Below are 13,158 nucleotides of genomic sequence, written 5' to 3' on the forward strand. Positions count from 1 at the left end.
CATGCGGCGCCAGGCCCCGTGCAGCCGTGCCTTAAGGTGAGCTTTTTCGGGGAGTGTGCGGCCGCCCTGCGGCAACGCAGTGAATGGACCGTGACGCGGGATCGGTATATAACCTTCTTCAGAGACCCGTCAAACGTCGCAACCACAGGAGGGATGGTCCATCATGACGCAGGATGTTTCGCACAAGCAGGAGCCGCAGCCCGGGCAGCCCACGCCGCGCGACGACGGCTCGCTCGACGTCGCGCATCTCGATGCGGCGGTCAGCCACGTCGACGATCTGGTGCGTTCGGGCGGCATTGCGTCGGCCGCTGCAAAAGGGCTGCTCTACAGCCTGATCGAAACGCTCGGCGCGCTCGTCGGCGATCCGGACCTGCCTGAGCACGCACGCTCCGGCTACGAGGGCTTGCTGGAGACGGCGCGCGAGTTGCGCCTGAAGATCGAGCACTGAGTCGAGCGGGGAGTCGTGTACGGCGTCTGGCGCACGCGCCTGCGGGCATAGGCACGCGGCGCCGCGTGCCAGACGACGCAGCGGTGCTGGGTGCTGGAGGGTGCCAGAGCGCGCCGACGCCGGCCGCGCAGGACACAGCGCGCGGCGCGTATCACGCTCCTGCCGCGCCGCGCGGGCAGCGCCCTCATGCCTCGGCGCGTTCGTCGACGGGCGCCAGGTGCGCCGCGAGTGCATCGCGCAGTGCCGGCGGCGCCGACGTGACGCGTACCTCAGGCGTGCCATGCCAGTCCGCGCAACGCTGAAACGCGCGCTGCAGATCCGCGCCGAGCCGCGCACTCACGCGCACGCCCGCTTCAAGATGCAGCGCCTTGAGTTCGAACACGCCGCTCGCGCGATGCGCCTTGGCGTCGGCGCGGCCGACCAGTTTGCCGCGGCTCAGGATCGGCAGCACGAAATAGCCGTATTGGCGTTTTGCCGCGGGCGTATAGCATTCGATCGCGTAGTCGAAGCCAAACAGCGCGGCCGCGCGCCGTCTGTCCCAGACGACCGGATCGAACGGCGATAGCAGCGTCGTCACGGTCGATGCGAGCTTGCCGCTTGCCGCGGCTTCCATCAGCGGCGCGCTCGCGTGATCCACGAAGGTGTCCTGTTTCCAGCCGTCGACGCGGACCGGGATCAGCTCGCCCGCATCGGCGAGCGCATGCAGTTCGGCCGCGTACGAACGGCGCGGCAAGCGGAAGTAATCGGCCACCCAGTCGGCGCGCACGACACCGAGCGCGCGGCAGGTGCGGCGCAGCAGTTCGCGCTGCGCGACCTCGGCGGGCGGCAGGTCGCGCGCATCGCACCAGCCGGGCAGCACGCGCTCGGTCAGATCGTAGACGCGATGGAAGTTGCGGCGCTCCGCCACCATCAACGCGCCGATCGAGAACAGCACTTCGAGATGGCGCTTCTCCGGCTTCCAGTCCCACCAGCCGTTGCGCTTGCCGGTTTCGCGCGCGAAGTCGGCCGAGCGGACCGGCCCGTTCGCGCGAATCTGTTCGAGCAGTTGCGCGATTTCATCGCGATGCGCGTCGTGCCATGCCTTCGCGTATTTCCAGCCCATTGCGCCGGGATCGAGCATCCGGTGCCGCAGCAGGCCATAGTCCTCGATCGGCACGAAGCACGCTTCATGCGACCAGTATTCGAACAGACGGCCCTCGGCGAGGTGCGCGTCGAGCCACTGCGGCGGGTAGGCGCCGAGGCGGCTGAACAGCACCAGATACGGGCTGCGCGCGACGACGTGAATCGTGTCGATCTGCAATTGCGCCATGCGGCGGATCGCGTCGAGCACGTCGGCCTTGACGGCCTTGCGGCGCGGCGGCGTCAGCAGGCCCTGCGCGGCCAGATGCAGCGTGCGCGCGGCAAAGAGCGGAAGGGTGGTCACGCGGACAATGGACGATGAGTGGGTGGCGCGGGAGCGGCCAGCGGCGCGGACCTCGCTGTAACGCGAGCCGGCGGACGGGATCCCGCAGGCACGGTTTGCCAGGCGGAGAGCGCGGCCTCGTCCGGCGGATGGCGCAGCGCAGGCCCGCGCCGCATGGGCGTCACGCGGTTTGCAGGGCCGCTTCCGCAGCCTGCTGCGCAAGCAGTTGATGAATCTGCGCCACCACGGCCGCGCCCTCTCCGACGGCGGCGGCGACGCGCTTCGTCGAGCCGGCGCGCGCATCGCCGATTGCGAACACGCCGTCGACACTCGTGCTCAGGTCGCAACCAGACTGTCGCCCGGTCAGCACGAAGCCGTTCGCGTCGAGTTGCACGCCGCAGGTGCGCAGCCAGTCGGTGTTCGGATCGGCGCCGGTGAAGAGGAACAGGTGGCGCGTGTCGAGGCGCGCCGTGCCGTCCGGCAGCGGACGTCTGAGTTCGACGGCCGCGAGACCGCTTTCGTCGGTCTCGATGCGCCCGATTTCCGCTTCCGGATGCACGAACACGTTGGGCAGCGCGCGGATGCGGTCGATCAGATAGCGCGACATCGTCGCCTCGAAGCCGCTGCGGCGGATCAGTACGTGCACCTTCGCCGCATGCGTCGCGAGATAGACGATCGCCTGGCCCGCCGAATTGCCGCCGCCCACGAGCACGACCTCGGCGCGCTTGCACAGCTTCGCTTCGACCGGCGAGGCCCAGTAGTAGATGCCGCGTCCGTCGAAGCGGTCGAGGCCTTCGATCGCCGGACGCCGGTACACCGCGCCGCTCGCAATGACGATCGTGCGCGCCTTCACGCTGCCGCCGCACTTCAGTTCGAGCCGGTGCGGCGTTTCTTCGCAATGCAGCGCGCCCACCTTCACCGGAATCGCGACATGCGCGCCGAACTTCTGCGCCTGCACGAATGCGCGCCCCGCCAGCGCCTGGCCGGTGATGCCGGTCGGAAAGCCCAGGTAGTTCTCGATGCGCGCGCTGGCGCCCGCCTGGCCGCCGGGTGCGCGGCTGTCGAGCACGATCACCGACAGCCCCTCGGATGCGCCGTACACGGCCGCCGCGAGCCCGGCTGGCCCGGCGCCCACGACCGCCATGTCGTAGACGAACGACGCGTCGAGCTCCGGCAGCATGCCGAGGCAGGTCGCCAGTTCCGGGTCGCTCGGGTGCCGCAGCACGGAGCCGTCGGGACAGATCACGAGCGGCAGGTCTTCGGGTTGGGCGCCGAACTGCTCGATCAGGTTGAGCGCGTCGTCGTTGCGCTCGTCGATCACCGTGTGCGGATGGCCGTTGCGCGACAGGAAGCCCTGCAGCGACACCAGCCGCGCGTCGGTGCTCTTGCCGACGAGGATCGGTCCGCCGGCGCCTTTTTCGATCAGCGACACGCGCCGCAGGATCAGCGCGCGCATGATGCGCTCGCCGAGTTCGGCTTCCGCGACGATCAGCGCGCGCAACCGGTGTGGCGGAATCAGCAGCGCCTCGACCGGTTCGAGCGCGACGCCGGAAACCAGCGCCGGTTTGCCGGACAGCTGGCCGACTTCGGCGAGAAAATGGCGCGCGCCGTGCTCGTTGATGAGGCGCTCGCGCCCCAGCCCGTCGCGCTGGAAAATCCGCACGCGTCCTTCGAGCGTCACGAACATGCCGGGGCCGATCCGGCCTGTTTCGAACAGCAGTTCGCCGGGCGCCCAGCGGCGGATTTCGCCAAACTTCTGCAGCCGCCGGATCTCGTCGCACGTCAGTTCCGGGAACATCTGATGCATACGGGTCGCGAGCGACGAGAACGGCGCGTCGGCCACGACGGCAGCGCGTTCCTGCGGGGGCTCCTGCGCCGGTTCCTGCGTCTGCTCCTGGTCCCGTGCTTCCTGAATCTCGGCCATCAAACGGCTCCTGGTAGGGGTGAGCGCATGTGCCAACGCGGCGCGCGTCTCAGACGGCGGGGGCAATGCCCGGGTGCAGCGGCGCGGGCGATTCCTGCGCCAGCGGCTCGAGCTGCCGGCCGGCGGCACGCCATGCGTCGAGGCCGCCGCGCAGCGGCAGCACGTCGGAAAAGCCCGCTTCGCCCAGCTGCTTTGCCATCCACGCGGCCGAAATTTCGTTCGGGCACGAGCAGTAGATGACGACCTTCCGGTCCGGCGCATAGCGCGCGATGATGTCGTCCAGACGCCGTTCGTCGGCGAACTCCGAGCCGGGTATCACGAACGGATCGAGCAGACGCTTTTCGTGCGAGCGGATGTCGAACAGCACCGGCGGACTGCCGCCGGCGATCAGTCCGGCCAGCTCCTCCACGTCCATGCGCGCGGTGGCGAGCTTGCGGATCAGCTGGCGGCGGCGCATCCAGCGGTACGCCGCATACAGAACCAGCAGCGCCCCAATGACGACGAGCGCGAGGCGGCCGAGCCGGCCGGCGCTCGCGAGCATCATGTCGATCTGCGGGGCGAACAACGCGCCGACGATCAGCCCGGTGCCGGCCCACAGCGCGGCGCCGACGCCATCGTAGCTGAGGAACGTGCGGTAGCGTGCGCCCATCGCGCCCGCCATCGGGATCGACACGATCGACAGGCCCGGCACGAACTTCGCCACGGCCAGCACGCGCACTCCCCAGCGACCGAAGAAGCGCTCGGTCTTTTTTACACAGGTGTCGCGCGACAGGGAAAGCTTGCACAGCGTCTTCAGCGTGTTGCCGCCATAGAGGCGGCCGGCGAAATACCACGCGCTGTCGCCGATCAGCGTCGCAAAGACGGCGAGCACCAGTACCGACACCAGCTGCGTGCCGACCGTGGCGGGATGCATGGCGGCCATCGCGCCGAACAGGATCAGCGCGGGCATCGCGGGCACGGGTAATCCAAGCGAGGCGGCGAGTACGTTGGCAAAGACGATCAGAGGCCCGTACCGCTGCACGAGGTCGTGTAGCATCGGTTTGCTTCCGGACCCGTTTCTGGCGGGAAGCGGAAAAGACAGGGAATTTACCGATTATGGACGGATTTGTGTGACGCGCAAGCGTCGCGCGATCACGCGACGACAGGCGTACGGCAACAGGGGGAAGGCGAACGCGACGGGGCGCTGCGCGGGCGTCTGCCCGCGCAGCCGCGCGCATCAGGTGCGATGGTGGTTGTGCTGCTCGCCCGGTAGTTCCGCGCCGTGCGCGCGAATGGCGGCAATCAGCTCCGCCGGCGTGATTTCATAACGCACTTCGCGGTGAATCCCGGGCTTGCGCTCGTCGATTTCGATCAGAAGAATGCCTTTGCCGTCTTCTGTCGATTCGAGGCGCAGCGAGCGCAGTTCGCGCGCGGTAGCGTCGTCGTATTCGGTGAGCAGGGCCATTGACCCGGAAGACCCGGTAGTGCGCATCGAAGTTGTCCTCGTGACGTTGTTGATCGAACCATTGTACGGGCAGAGCTGCCGGTGTTTCGCGCCGTGCGGTTGCCGTGCCTTTCTGGGTCTTGGCAACCAGTTTAACGCGACTCCTCGCGCCAACGGGCGCATTTTTCGTGCCCCGATGCAGTGCAGCCACGCTCGGGTCCTCGAGCGCGCAAATGCGCAGCCGCCGCGACGCGGGTGACCGGTGCGGCCGGGGCGGCCGGGGCGGCGATGGAAGCATGCTCGACGTAAACGGCGAGGCGGCCCGTCGCGTTGACCGCGATGCCGCAAGACTCCGTTGCGCTTGTCGTGTGGCGTGGGCGAGTCGTCTCCTGTATTGCCTCACCTTTCGCGGGCGCTGCGTTGCGCGATTGCAACGGCGGTGTGCGCGATGCCGAGTGTCGGCCCGCTGCACGGCGACGCACACAAAATAGCCCGTCCCCTCGACGGGGACGAGCCGCTGAAACGCCTTTATCACTCGGGTCAGCTGGCCACGCATCAAGCGGGGCGCTGACGCAGTCATGCTGAACTGCCGCCGACTTGTTGTCGAGGTGGGAAAAATGCCGATCTGTCAGATCAAAGCGGCCGCGTGCGCAGCGGCGCGGCCCGCACGGACGGTGCAGCCCCCGCCGGAGCCGGTGTGTGCCGGTCTCGCACTCGGGCCTGGCGGCGAACGGCGCGGAGCGTGTGGACGCATTGCGGCGCGCGCCTCCGGGACAGCCGAAGCAAGACATTTTTACATCGTACTACTGATTAATGGCAACCCATAGGCGCAAGGTGGGTAGTTCTTGCGTGCGATGTTCTGCGCACGGTCTTGCCGCGGGTGTGGCCTGATTCGCCGCGCCGACGAACGCGCGCATGGCCTCAAGAATCCCGCCGGGCCGTCGTAAACGCGCATAACCGAGGCCTATGCAAATTGAATTGCCCCCGTTTCGGCCGCCTGCTCACCCTCCTACTACGCCACAGGAATTGGTACGATGAAAAGTCTGGTTGTCGCCCTGGTCACGGGCCTTGCCGCGCTCTCGGGGCCGCTCGCCCACGCGGATGAAGTGTATGGACAGATCGGCACGGAAGGTGTCGGCATCGGCTACGGCCATCCGCTCGGCACGCGGTTCAACGTGCGGGGCGACTTCAATGGTTTCAGCTTCTCGCACAGTTTCAACTCGGGCGATCTGCACTACGACGGCACCGCCACGCTGCTGCATGCCGGTCTGTACGCCGATTTCTTCCCCGCGCCTTCGGTCGTGCCGTTCCGCCTGACCGCCGGCCTGCTGGTGGGCGACGACCATGTCGATGCGACGGCGACCAGCATGTCCGGCAGCTACCGGATCAACGGCGTCGAGTATTCGACGCTCGGTCAGGACATTCACGCGAAGGCGACGTTTCCCGCGGTGCGCCCGTATCTGGGCATCGGCTTCGGCCATGCGCCGGTCGGCAAGAAGGGCATCTCGATGTTCTTCGATGCGGGCGTCGCGTATGGTCGCCCGCACGTCGATTTCGACGTGCCCGCCGACATTGTCGCGGAGGCGGGCGAGGCGAATGTTGCCGCCGAACAGCAGTCGCTGCAGAACACCGCGGACCGGCTGCGCTTTTATCCGATCGTGAAGATCGGTATTTCGTACCGCTTCTGATCCGACATCCGACGCGCAACGGCGTGCGCTGTCACGGCGCGTCATTTTTCGCATGCTACGATCCCACGGATGTGACCGATGGTCGAGCACGCGATGGCGACTCTCTACGACAAGCTCGGTGTGCAGCCGCACGCGAGCGACGACGAAATCAAGCGCGCCTACCGGAAGGCGGCCATGCGCTGGCACCCGGACCGCAACGCGGGCCGGGAGGCCGACGCGCAGGCCGCGTTCCAGGAAATCCGCGACGCGTACGGAATCCTGTCCGATCCGGCTCAGCGCCGCGTCTACGACGCGGTGTTCGCCGAGCACATGCGTGCGTGGGAAGCGCAGCAGGCACAGCACGCGCGCGAGCAGGCCGAACGCGAAGCCGCACAGCGCGCCGCTGCCGAACAGGCCTACACGCGCCGCGTCGCGCTCGCGATGCGTTTCGTCGGGCAGGGCTACAACCGCGACGTGGTGTGGGGCGTGCTGCTCGGCGACGGCTGCGAGCCCGCGCTGGCTGCACAGATTGCCGACAGCGCGCAGGCTTTGCATGCGTCTCGGCAGGCAGAACCCGCAGAGCCCACGGAACCCGTCGCGCCGTCATCCGGCGCGACGGCCGCGCCCTCAACCGTGCACGAGGGCCGCGACGCCCGCGAGGCCCGCGACGCCCACGACGCGCACGCAAGCACGCCGCCAGGCGACGGCACACTGGGCGGTCTGTGGTTCCAGTTCCTGAACAGTCTGCGGATGTGAACGCCGCGCTGCGGGAGCGTCTGCGCCCGCACGGCGGCGCAAACAGCATCGCGTACGCGCGTTCCTTTGCTTATAGTGGAAGGGCACTGGCCCGGACCCTGCGCCGGGCCTTGCTCCTGCGACGCAACCACTTGACGGGGGAACGGTGCGATGACGATGACGACAACGACCGGCCCGGCCTGGGCGACGCGCACGAACACGCCGGCCGCGCTGCGGGAACTGGCGAACTATCTCGAGCGGGCGCTCGACGCCGGTCAGAGTGTGGTTGTGATGCGTTACGGGACGCGCGAACGGGCCGTGTATATCGGCGACCCGGATAGCCCGCCGCACGATCTCGCCGGCAGCGATGCCGTTGCCGCGCACCTCGCGGACGACATGCTTGCGCTCACTGCGCCGGGTATCAACCGGATGACCGCCGACGGGCAGATCTACCGGTTCAGGCGCACGCATCGCTACATCGCCGACCGCCAGGCGGTGATCTTCGCGCCGGCCTGAACCGGCGCGCTCATGCCACCGCGCGCGCGTGCGCGGCCGCCGTGCTCAGACGCGCGGCGTGGCGAGGGTGGAGAACTGCTTCGCGGCCTTGGTGGCCGATTCGTAGGCCGCCTGGCTGGCCGAGATCGTCGACTTCCACGCGGCGATCGCGGCTTCGCTGCCCGCCGGCGTGTTCTTCGCGAGGTTCTCGATCAGGCTGCGCGCTTCCTTCTGGGCCTGCTGGAATTGCGCCGCGGCCGTGCTGGACAGTTCGGCCTGCGCGCCCGACAGGATCTCGCCCACTTCGCGGCCATAGGCCGCAGCCTTTTGCGATGCGGGTTGCGCGAGGCTGGCGGACAGCGCGAACAGCTCGCCCGGATGCTTCGCCTCCAGCGCCTTCGCGAAGAGGGCCTGGCTTTCGGCGAGGCTCGCCTTGCCTGCCTGCAGGTTCAATGCAACAAGCTTTTCGACACCGGCAAAGACCTGGTTCGCGAGACCGAAGAACGATGCCACGCTGGCTTGCTGGGCGGCGATCAGTTGTTGGGGCGTAGGCGTGCTCATCACGGCTCCTGAGGGGGTAAACGCGGCAAAGGCGACAGGCTCGAAAGGCGCAGGATCCGCACGCCGCGGGGATCGACGGGTTTTGTTGCGCTGCAACAAAACGAATTCTACGGGTTCGTTTCACGAAGTCAACCGTTTTTTTGTGATGGCGTTGCGCCGCGCGCATGGCATAGTGCAGCGCATTCGCGAAGGAGCCGCGCAAACCGATGAATTCCTCTCCCGACGTCCGCGCCATCGACCGGGTCGTTCCGCTCGACGACGTGCCGCACCCGGCCGACGATGCGCCGGAGCCCCTGGTGATCGCCAACGAACGGCGGATCGTGATCGTCTACCGGATCGCTGCCGCCGATTACGAGCGCTTCGGTCCATTCGACGCGGACGACGCCCCGTTCTGCGCGGTCGAGTTCGCGGCCCCCGTGTTTCACCAGTTCGGGCCCCCGGACGACGCCGGCCTGGCCGACCATCCGCTGTCCGCGCATGGGCTGCGCCGCGCGTGCGCGCATGAAATTGCGGGCTCCTCACTGGTGGCGGACGCGTGGGGCGCCGACGCAGCGGACGACGAGCGGCGCCATTTCGTGATCACGTTCGCCTACAGCATGTTCGAATGCGTGGCGGCCGACTGCACCGTAGTCGGCATCTTCGGCAACGGCGATATCGCGGCGCGCGAAGCGTTCGCGCTATGCCAGTGAACGGCTTTCGGGCGCGCCGCCGCCCGGTGCAAAACCCTGGTGGCCGGGCGCGCCGCGCGTGGCTATAACTCGAAGGATCACGGCCCTGCCGCGTCGCGGCCGGCGATTGCTGTGCTCCGCGAGGGTTTCCGTTCATGGTCATCCGGATGCTCGTGCTGCTGGCCGCCCTTGCCTGTGCGGGCCCGTGCGCGCGGGCGGCGAGCGGCGCGGACTGTCTCGTCGAGCCGGCGTTCGCGAACGGCGTGTGGACGCCCGAGCCGTTCGCGAACGACGAAGCGATGACGGTGTCGTTCCGGCTGGCGGACCTCGGTCCGGACGTCGATGCACACGCGGTGCTGGTGCTGTATCACCGTGACGACGGCCTGAACAACCTGAGCGAAGTGTTCCTGCTGAAGGCGCGCGAAGCGCATGGCGAGCTCGAGCGGCAAAGCATTGCGCGGCTGTTCGTGACGCTGTTTTCGCTCGACGACCGGGCGTTCCGGATGGCCGGGCCCATCGGCCTGCCGGTCGGCCTGCTGGAGACGCTGCTGGTCGCGCACAGCTTCGACCCGTCGATTCTCGGACGCGTGGCGCAGCAAACCGCCGCGGACAGCGCGAGGATGGCCCAGGTGCTCGCGAGCGGGCGGGCGCTTTTCGTCGTCGCGCATTCGCTCGGCAACCTGTACACGAACGCGGCGGTGCTGGCGCTCGACGCCCGCGCGATCGCCGGGCGTCTCGCGGTGCTCGGACTCGGGGTGCCGTCGGCCTATGTCGTCGGCGATAACCAGGGCGTCAACCTGAAGCTCGCGCGCGCGGGCGGCGCGTCATCCGCGCCCTCGCGCAGCAGCCCTTATGCAACCAGCGAAGGCGATCTCGTGATCGCCGCGCTGCGGCACGGCGAGGTGCCGGGCTGGCGGCCGCCGCTGCCGCCGGATGTGGCGAACGTTCCGGCGAGCGGCATCGGCCATGCGTTTGTCGACGTCTACTGGAACGAGCGCCTGAACACCGGACGCCTGGCGCTGTCGCTGGCGGCGAGCAGTGTCGCGCGGCTTCGTCATGCGTGCGCGGCGACCCGTCCGGGACCAGCGGAGGCCTCGCTCGACTTCGGCCGGGACGCGGTGCGACCGGCGCGGGCCGGGGTATTCGCGCGGGCGCGGGTGTTCGGCAATGCGCGGGTATTTGTCGCGACCCGGTCCGGCGCGCCGGGCCCGACGTTCGCTCCGGCGCGTGCGCTTCGTCTGCCCGTGGCCGGGCCGACGGATTCGCGCGTGCGGCCCCTCCTCGTTGCCGATTCGTCGGCGGCCGTGCGGCTGCCCGGCATCCAGCTCGTCCAGGCCGGGCCCGCGCAAGGCGACGCGGCGGCGCCCGCGCCGCTGCCGTACCCGGATGCGGAGCTGGGCGGCGACCCGGACGCGTTGCCACCGGAAGTGCTTGAAGCAATTCGCGCGAATTTCAGCGACGAGCGGGTCAGGCGCGCCGCCGAAGCGTATGCGCGCGCAACGTTGCGCTACTGGTTCGCGTCGGCGCGCGCAGGCTGGAAATACGCGCGCGAAGCAAACGAAACCGCCGCCGAGGCGCAGGTCTGTCTGAGGCAGCTGTTGCGCATCGGCCTGCCGCGTGCGGAGCAACTGGGCCGGACGTATCTGCGCATCCTTCTGGCCCCGCTGATTGACGACGTGCCGCGCTTCGAGGCATTCGCAAACGCCGATGCGCTCGCGAGCGGCCATCCGCTGACGCTCGATCTGGATCCACGGCGCGCCTGTTCGCGCGCCGGCGTGCCGTTGTAGCAGGTGTGAGCGCAGGGTTGGCACGAGGTTGGGGGGCGATATCGCGCGTGCAGGCACTCCGCGCGCGCGAGCACGGTCTGCCAGAAGCCGGCGAAGCGGCCCGGACCCAAACGGATTGCACCTGAAGGCGCGTTCAATCCCTGTCCGCAGCGGGGCTATGGGGGTTGTGTTAAATTCGCGCTGCGGTCGTCGAGACCGCGAACGTTCTCAGGGCGGGGCGAAATTCCCCACCGGCGGTAATCGCGTCGACGACGCGTAGCCCGCGAGCGCTTGCCGCACCCACTGCGTGCGGCAAGGTCAAGCAGACCCGGTGTGATTCCGGGGCCGACGGTCATAGTCCGGATGAGAGAGAGCGGGGTTGGAAGCGCATGTCTGCGCGGCTTGGCCCTGTGCGCCCATTGTCTTTTCACACAGGACCATTCCATGACCCCGCTTCATTCCGTTTCGTCTTCTTCCCGCCGGATTGCCTTCGTCCAGTCGTGCTGGCACAAGGACATCGTCGATCAGTGCCGCGCGTCGTTCGTCGCCGGCCTCGCCCGCGCGGGCATCCAGGAATCCGAGTGCGATTTCTTCGAAGTGCCCGGCGCGTTCGAGCTGCCGCTGCACGCGAAGCTGCTCGCCAAAACCGGCCGCTACGCAGCGGTTGCCTGCGCCGGGCTGGTCGTCGACGGCGGCATCTACCGGCACGACTTCGTCGCGCAGGCGGTGATTTCCGGGCTCATGCAGGTGCAGCTCGACACCGAGACGGTCGTGCTGTCGGCCGTGCTCACGCCGCATCATTTCCACGGCTCCAGCGAGCACGTGGGGTTCTTTCGCGAGCACTTCGTCGTGAAGGGGACCGAGCTCGCGCACGCGTGCGTCGACACGATGCGCAAGGTCGCCGCATTGCGCGGCGAGGCCGCGCTGCTGCCGGTGACGCAGGCCGCGTAAGCGCCGCCCGCGCGCCGTCCACGCCGTCCACGCCGTCGCCCGCGCGTACCGGGGCCGGCTTGCCGGCCGCCGGTGCGCGATGGCGCGCCGGTTAGGGGGCGTCGGCGAACAGCACGTCGATGCCGAGGCTCTCCAGCCACTTCAGATGCTCGGCCGCGAGGCCACGGTCGGTCACGACCGTATGGACGCGGTCCATCGCCCCGAACGTCGCGAACTCGCGACGCCCGAACTTCTGCGAGTCGGCGAGCAGGTACACGTGACGCGCGGCGCCGATCATGCCGTTTTTCACGTGCAGGTCGATGAAGTCCGGGTACGAAATGCCGCCTTCCTTCGACACGCCGCCCGCCGCAAGAAACAGCTTGTCGACGAACATCCCTTCGAAGAACGCCGACGCGCGCTCGCCGGACACCGCGAGCGTCTCCGGCATGAACTGGCCGCCGGTCAGCATCACGCGGTTCGACGGTTCGTTGCCGAGCAGCATCGCGATGTTCAGCGCGTTCGTGACGATGCGCAGATGCTGGCGGCCGACCAGGTTCTTCGCCATCTCGGTGGTGGTCGCGCCGCAATCGAGGATCATCGAATCGCCGTTGCTCACCAGCGTGGACGCCTTCGCGCCGATCCACACCTTGGCCGCGCTCGGCTGCAGATGACTCATCCCGGTGCCGTCGAACATGTACGACAGCGTCTTCAGGCGCACGAGTCCGTGCACGCGTTCGACGAGGCCGTCGCGCTCTAGCGTATCGACGTCCTTGCGGATCGTCGGCATCGACACGTCGAACGTGCGCGCGAGATCCGACAGCTTGACCGCCTTCATGTCGCGCACGGTCGCATAGATATTTTCACAGCGGGTTTTCTGATCCATCGTGCCTTTCCGGGCTGGGCGCAGTGTGCCGCCGCGGCCGTGGCGGCCGGGACAACGGACGTTGCGCATGGTTTCGATTGATTATAACTCGACTTTCCAATTAGAAAACCGAAGCCGGGGCGGTCCGGCCGCCGCATCTGCCGGGATTACCCCATCCGGTCGGGTGTGCGGCGATCCAGGGTATTCACTGGGACAGAAAGCGAGCGAAACTCCTTGACCTTCTTCCGCTTGTATTCGAAACTAATAACAACACAAA

General features: G+C 68.1%; 13 protein-coding genes and 1 riboswitch. Of the genes, 7 read left to right on the forward strand and 6 right to left on the reverse strand.

Going from position 1 to position 13,158, the window contains the following annotated elements:
• The first annotated feature begins 163 nt into the window (after window positions 1-163).
• Complete coding sequence (locus AC3AP7_RS17800; RefSeq protein WP_487363907.1) at window positions 164-448, forward strand: hypothetical protein; 285 nt, start codon at window positions 164-166, stop codon at window positions 446-448.
• Window positions 449-632: 184 nt separating this feature from the next.
• On the opposite strand, the gene AC3AP7_RS17805 is transcribed toward AC3AP7_RS17800, so the two are convergent.
• The 4 genes from AC3AP7_RS17805 to AC3AP7_RS17820 form a co-directional block, all read right to left on the reverse strand.
• Entirely contained in the window at window positions 633-1,871 is a 1,239-nt protein-coding gene (locus AC3AP7_RS17805; protein ID WP_487363908.1) for a winged helix-turn-helix domain-containing protein, read from the reverse strand.
• 160 nt (window positions 1,872-2,031) lie between these two features.
• Window positions 2,032-3,774, reverse strand: a complete 1,743-nt coding sequence (locus AC3AP7_RS17810; RefSeq protein ID WP_487363909.1) for an FAD-dependent oxidoreductase — start codon at window positions 3,772-3,774, stop codon at window positions 2,032-2,034.
• Window positions 3,775-3,823: 49 nt separating this feature from the next.
• On the reverse strand, window positions 3,824-4,810 hold the full coding sequence (locus AC3AP7_RS17815; RefSeq protein ID WP_487363910.1) for a DedA family protein/thiosulfate sulfurtransferase GlpE: 987 nt from the start codon (window positions 4,808-4,810) through the stop codon (window positions 3,824-3,826).
• A gap of 180 nt (window positions 4,811-4,990) precedes the next feature.
• Entirely contained in the window at window positions 4,991-5,245 is a 255-nt protein-coding gene (locus AC3AP7_RS17820; RefSeq protein ID WP_487363911.1) for a hypothetical protein, read from the reverse strand.
• Between the two features lie 986 nt (window positions 5,246-6,231).
• Between AC3AP7_RS17820 and AC3AP7_RS17825 the strand changes: the two genes are divergently transcribed.
• The 3 genes from AC3AP7_RS17825 (at window position 6,232) to AC3AP7_RS17835 (ending at window position 8,115) form a co-directional block, all read left to right on the forward strand.
• Complete coding sequence (locus AC3AP7_RS17825) at window positions 6,232-6,885, forward strand: hypothetical protein (protein WP_487363912.1); 654 nt, start codon at window positions 6,232-6,234, stop codon at window positions 6,883-6,885.
• A gap of 93 nt (window positions 6,886-6,978) precedes the next feature.
• Window positions 6,979-7,620 (forward strand): J domain-containing protein, encoded by a 642-nt coding sequence (locus AC3AP7_RS17830; RefSeq protein ID WP_487363913.1) that lies wholly within the window; start codon window positions 6,979-6,981, stop codon window positions 7,618-7,620.
• 150 nt (window positions 7,621-7,770) lie between these two features.
• The gene (locus tag AC3AP7_RS17835; RefSeq protein WP_487363914.1) at window positions 7,771-8,115 is read left to right on the forward strand and encodes a hypothetical protein; all 345 of its coding nucleotides are present in this window, start codon (window positions 7,771-7,773) and stop codon (window positions 8,113-8,115) included.
• Between the two features lie 45 nt (window positions 8,116-8,160).
• Here AC3AP7_RS17835 and AC3AP7_RS17840 read toward each other — a convergent pair whose 3' ends face one another.
• Entirely contained in the window at window positions 8,161-8,655 is a 495-nt protein-coding gene (locus AC3AP7_RS17840; RefSeq protein ID WP_487363915.1) for a phasin family protein, read from the reverse strand.
• 206 nt (window positions 8,656-8,861) lie between these two features.
• On the opposite strand from AC3AP7_RS17840, the gene AC3AP7_RS17845 reads away from it, so the two are divergent.
• The 3 genes from AC3AP7_RS17845 to AC3AP7_RS17855 all read left to right on the forward strand — a co-directional run bounded on the left by AC3AP7_RS17845 (window position 8,862) and on the right by AC3AP7_RS17855 (window position 12,040).
• Window positions 8,862-9,344: a hypothetical protein gene (locus tag AC3AP7_RS17845; RefSeq protein ID WP_487363916.1), complete on the forward strand. Its 483-nt coding sequence runs from the start codon at window positions 8,862-8,864 to the stop codon at window positions 9,342-9,344.
• 134 nt (window positions 9,345-9,478) lie between these two features.
• Window positions 9,479-11,110, forward strand: coding sequence for a hypothetical protein (locus AC3AP7_RS17850; protein ID WP_487363917.1), 1,632 nt, complete (start codon window positions 9,479-9,481; stop codon window positions 11,108-11,110).
• A gap of 199 nt (window positions 11,111-11,309) precedes the next feature.
• A riboswitch (FMN riboswitch) is annotated at window positions 11,310-11,468 on the forward strand.
• A gap of 65 nt (window positions 11,469-11,533) precedes the next feature.
• Window positions 11,534-12,040 carry a 6,7-dimethyl-8-ribityllumazine synthase gene (locus AC3AP7_RS17855; protein ID WP_487363918.1) on the forward strand — a complete coding sequence of 169 codons (507 nt, stop codon included), beginning with the start codon at window positions 11,534-11,536 and terminating at the stop codon, window positions 12,038-12,040.
• A gap of 91 nt (window positions 12,041-12,131) precedes the next feature.
• Here the strand turns inward: AC3AP7_RS17855 and AC3AP7_RS17860 are convergent, their stop codons facing one another.
• A complete protein-coding gene (locus AC3AP7_RS17860; protein ID WP_487363919.1) occupies window positions 12,132-12,902 on the reverse strand; it encodes a DeoR/GlpR family DNA-binding transcription regulator in 771 nt (256 codons plus the stop codon).
• Window positions 12,903-13,158 lie beyond the last annotated feature (256 nt).

This window comes from Paraburkholderia sp. PAMB 6770 (assembly GCF_057748135.1).

Excerpts from the sequence above, each read along its gene's own strand:
- AC3AP7_RS17800 (WP_487363907.1), top strand. The coding sequence starts at position 164 with ATGACGCAGGATGTTTCGCACAAGCAGGAGCCGCAGCCCGGGCAGCCC.
- AC3AP7_RS17810 (WP_487363909.1), bottom strand. The coding sequence starts at position 3,774 with ATGGCCGAGATTCAGGAAGCACGGGACCAGGAGCAGACGCAGGAACCG.
- AC3AP7_RS17815 (WP_487363910.1), bottom strand. The coding sequence starts at position 4,810 with ATGCTACACGACCTCGTGCAGCGGTACGGGCCTCTGATCGTCTTTGCC.
- AC3AP7_RS17820 (WP_487363911.1), bottom strand. The coding sequence starts at position 5,245 with ATGCGCACTACCGGGTCTTCCGGGTCAATGGCCCTGCTCACCGAATAC.
- AC3AP7_RS17825 (WP_487363912.1), top strand. The coding sequence starts at position 6,232 with ATGAAAAGTCTGGTTGTCGCCCTGGTCACGGGCCTTGCCGCGCTCTCG.
- AC3AP7_RS17830 (WP_487363913.1), top strand. The coding sequence starts at position 6,979 with ATGGCGACTCTCTACGACAAGCTCGGTGTGCAGCCGCACGCGAGCGAC.
- AC3AP7_RS17835 (WP_487363914.1), top strand. The coding sequence starts at position 7,771 with ATGACGATGACGACAACGACCGGCCCGGCCTGGGCGACGCGCACGAAC.
- AC3AP7_RS17840 (WP_487363915.1), bottom strand. The coding sequence starts at position 8,655 with ATGAGCACGCCTACGCCCCAACAACTGATCGCCGCCCAGCAAGCCAGC.
- AC3AP7_RS17845 (WP_487363916.1), top strand. The coding sequence starts at position 8,862 with ATGAATTCCTCTCCCGACGTCCGCGCCATCGACCGGGTCGTTCCGCTC.
- AC3AP7_RS17850 (WP_487363917.1), top strand. The coding sequence starts at position 9,479 with ATGGTCATCCGGATGCTCGTGCTGCTGGCCGCCCTTGCCTGTGCGGGC.
- AC3AP7_RS17855 (WP_487363918.1), top strand. The coding sequence starts at position 11,534 with ATGACCCCGCTTCATTCCGTTTCGTCTTCTTCCCGCCGGATTGCCTTC.
- AC3AP7_RS17860 (WP_487363919.1), bottom strand. The coding sequence starts at position 12,902 with ATGGATCAGAAAACCCGCTGTGAAAATATCTATGCGACCGTGCGCGAC.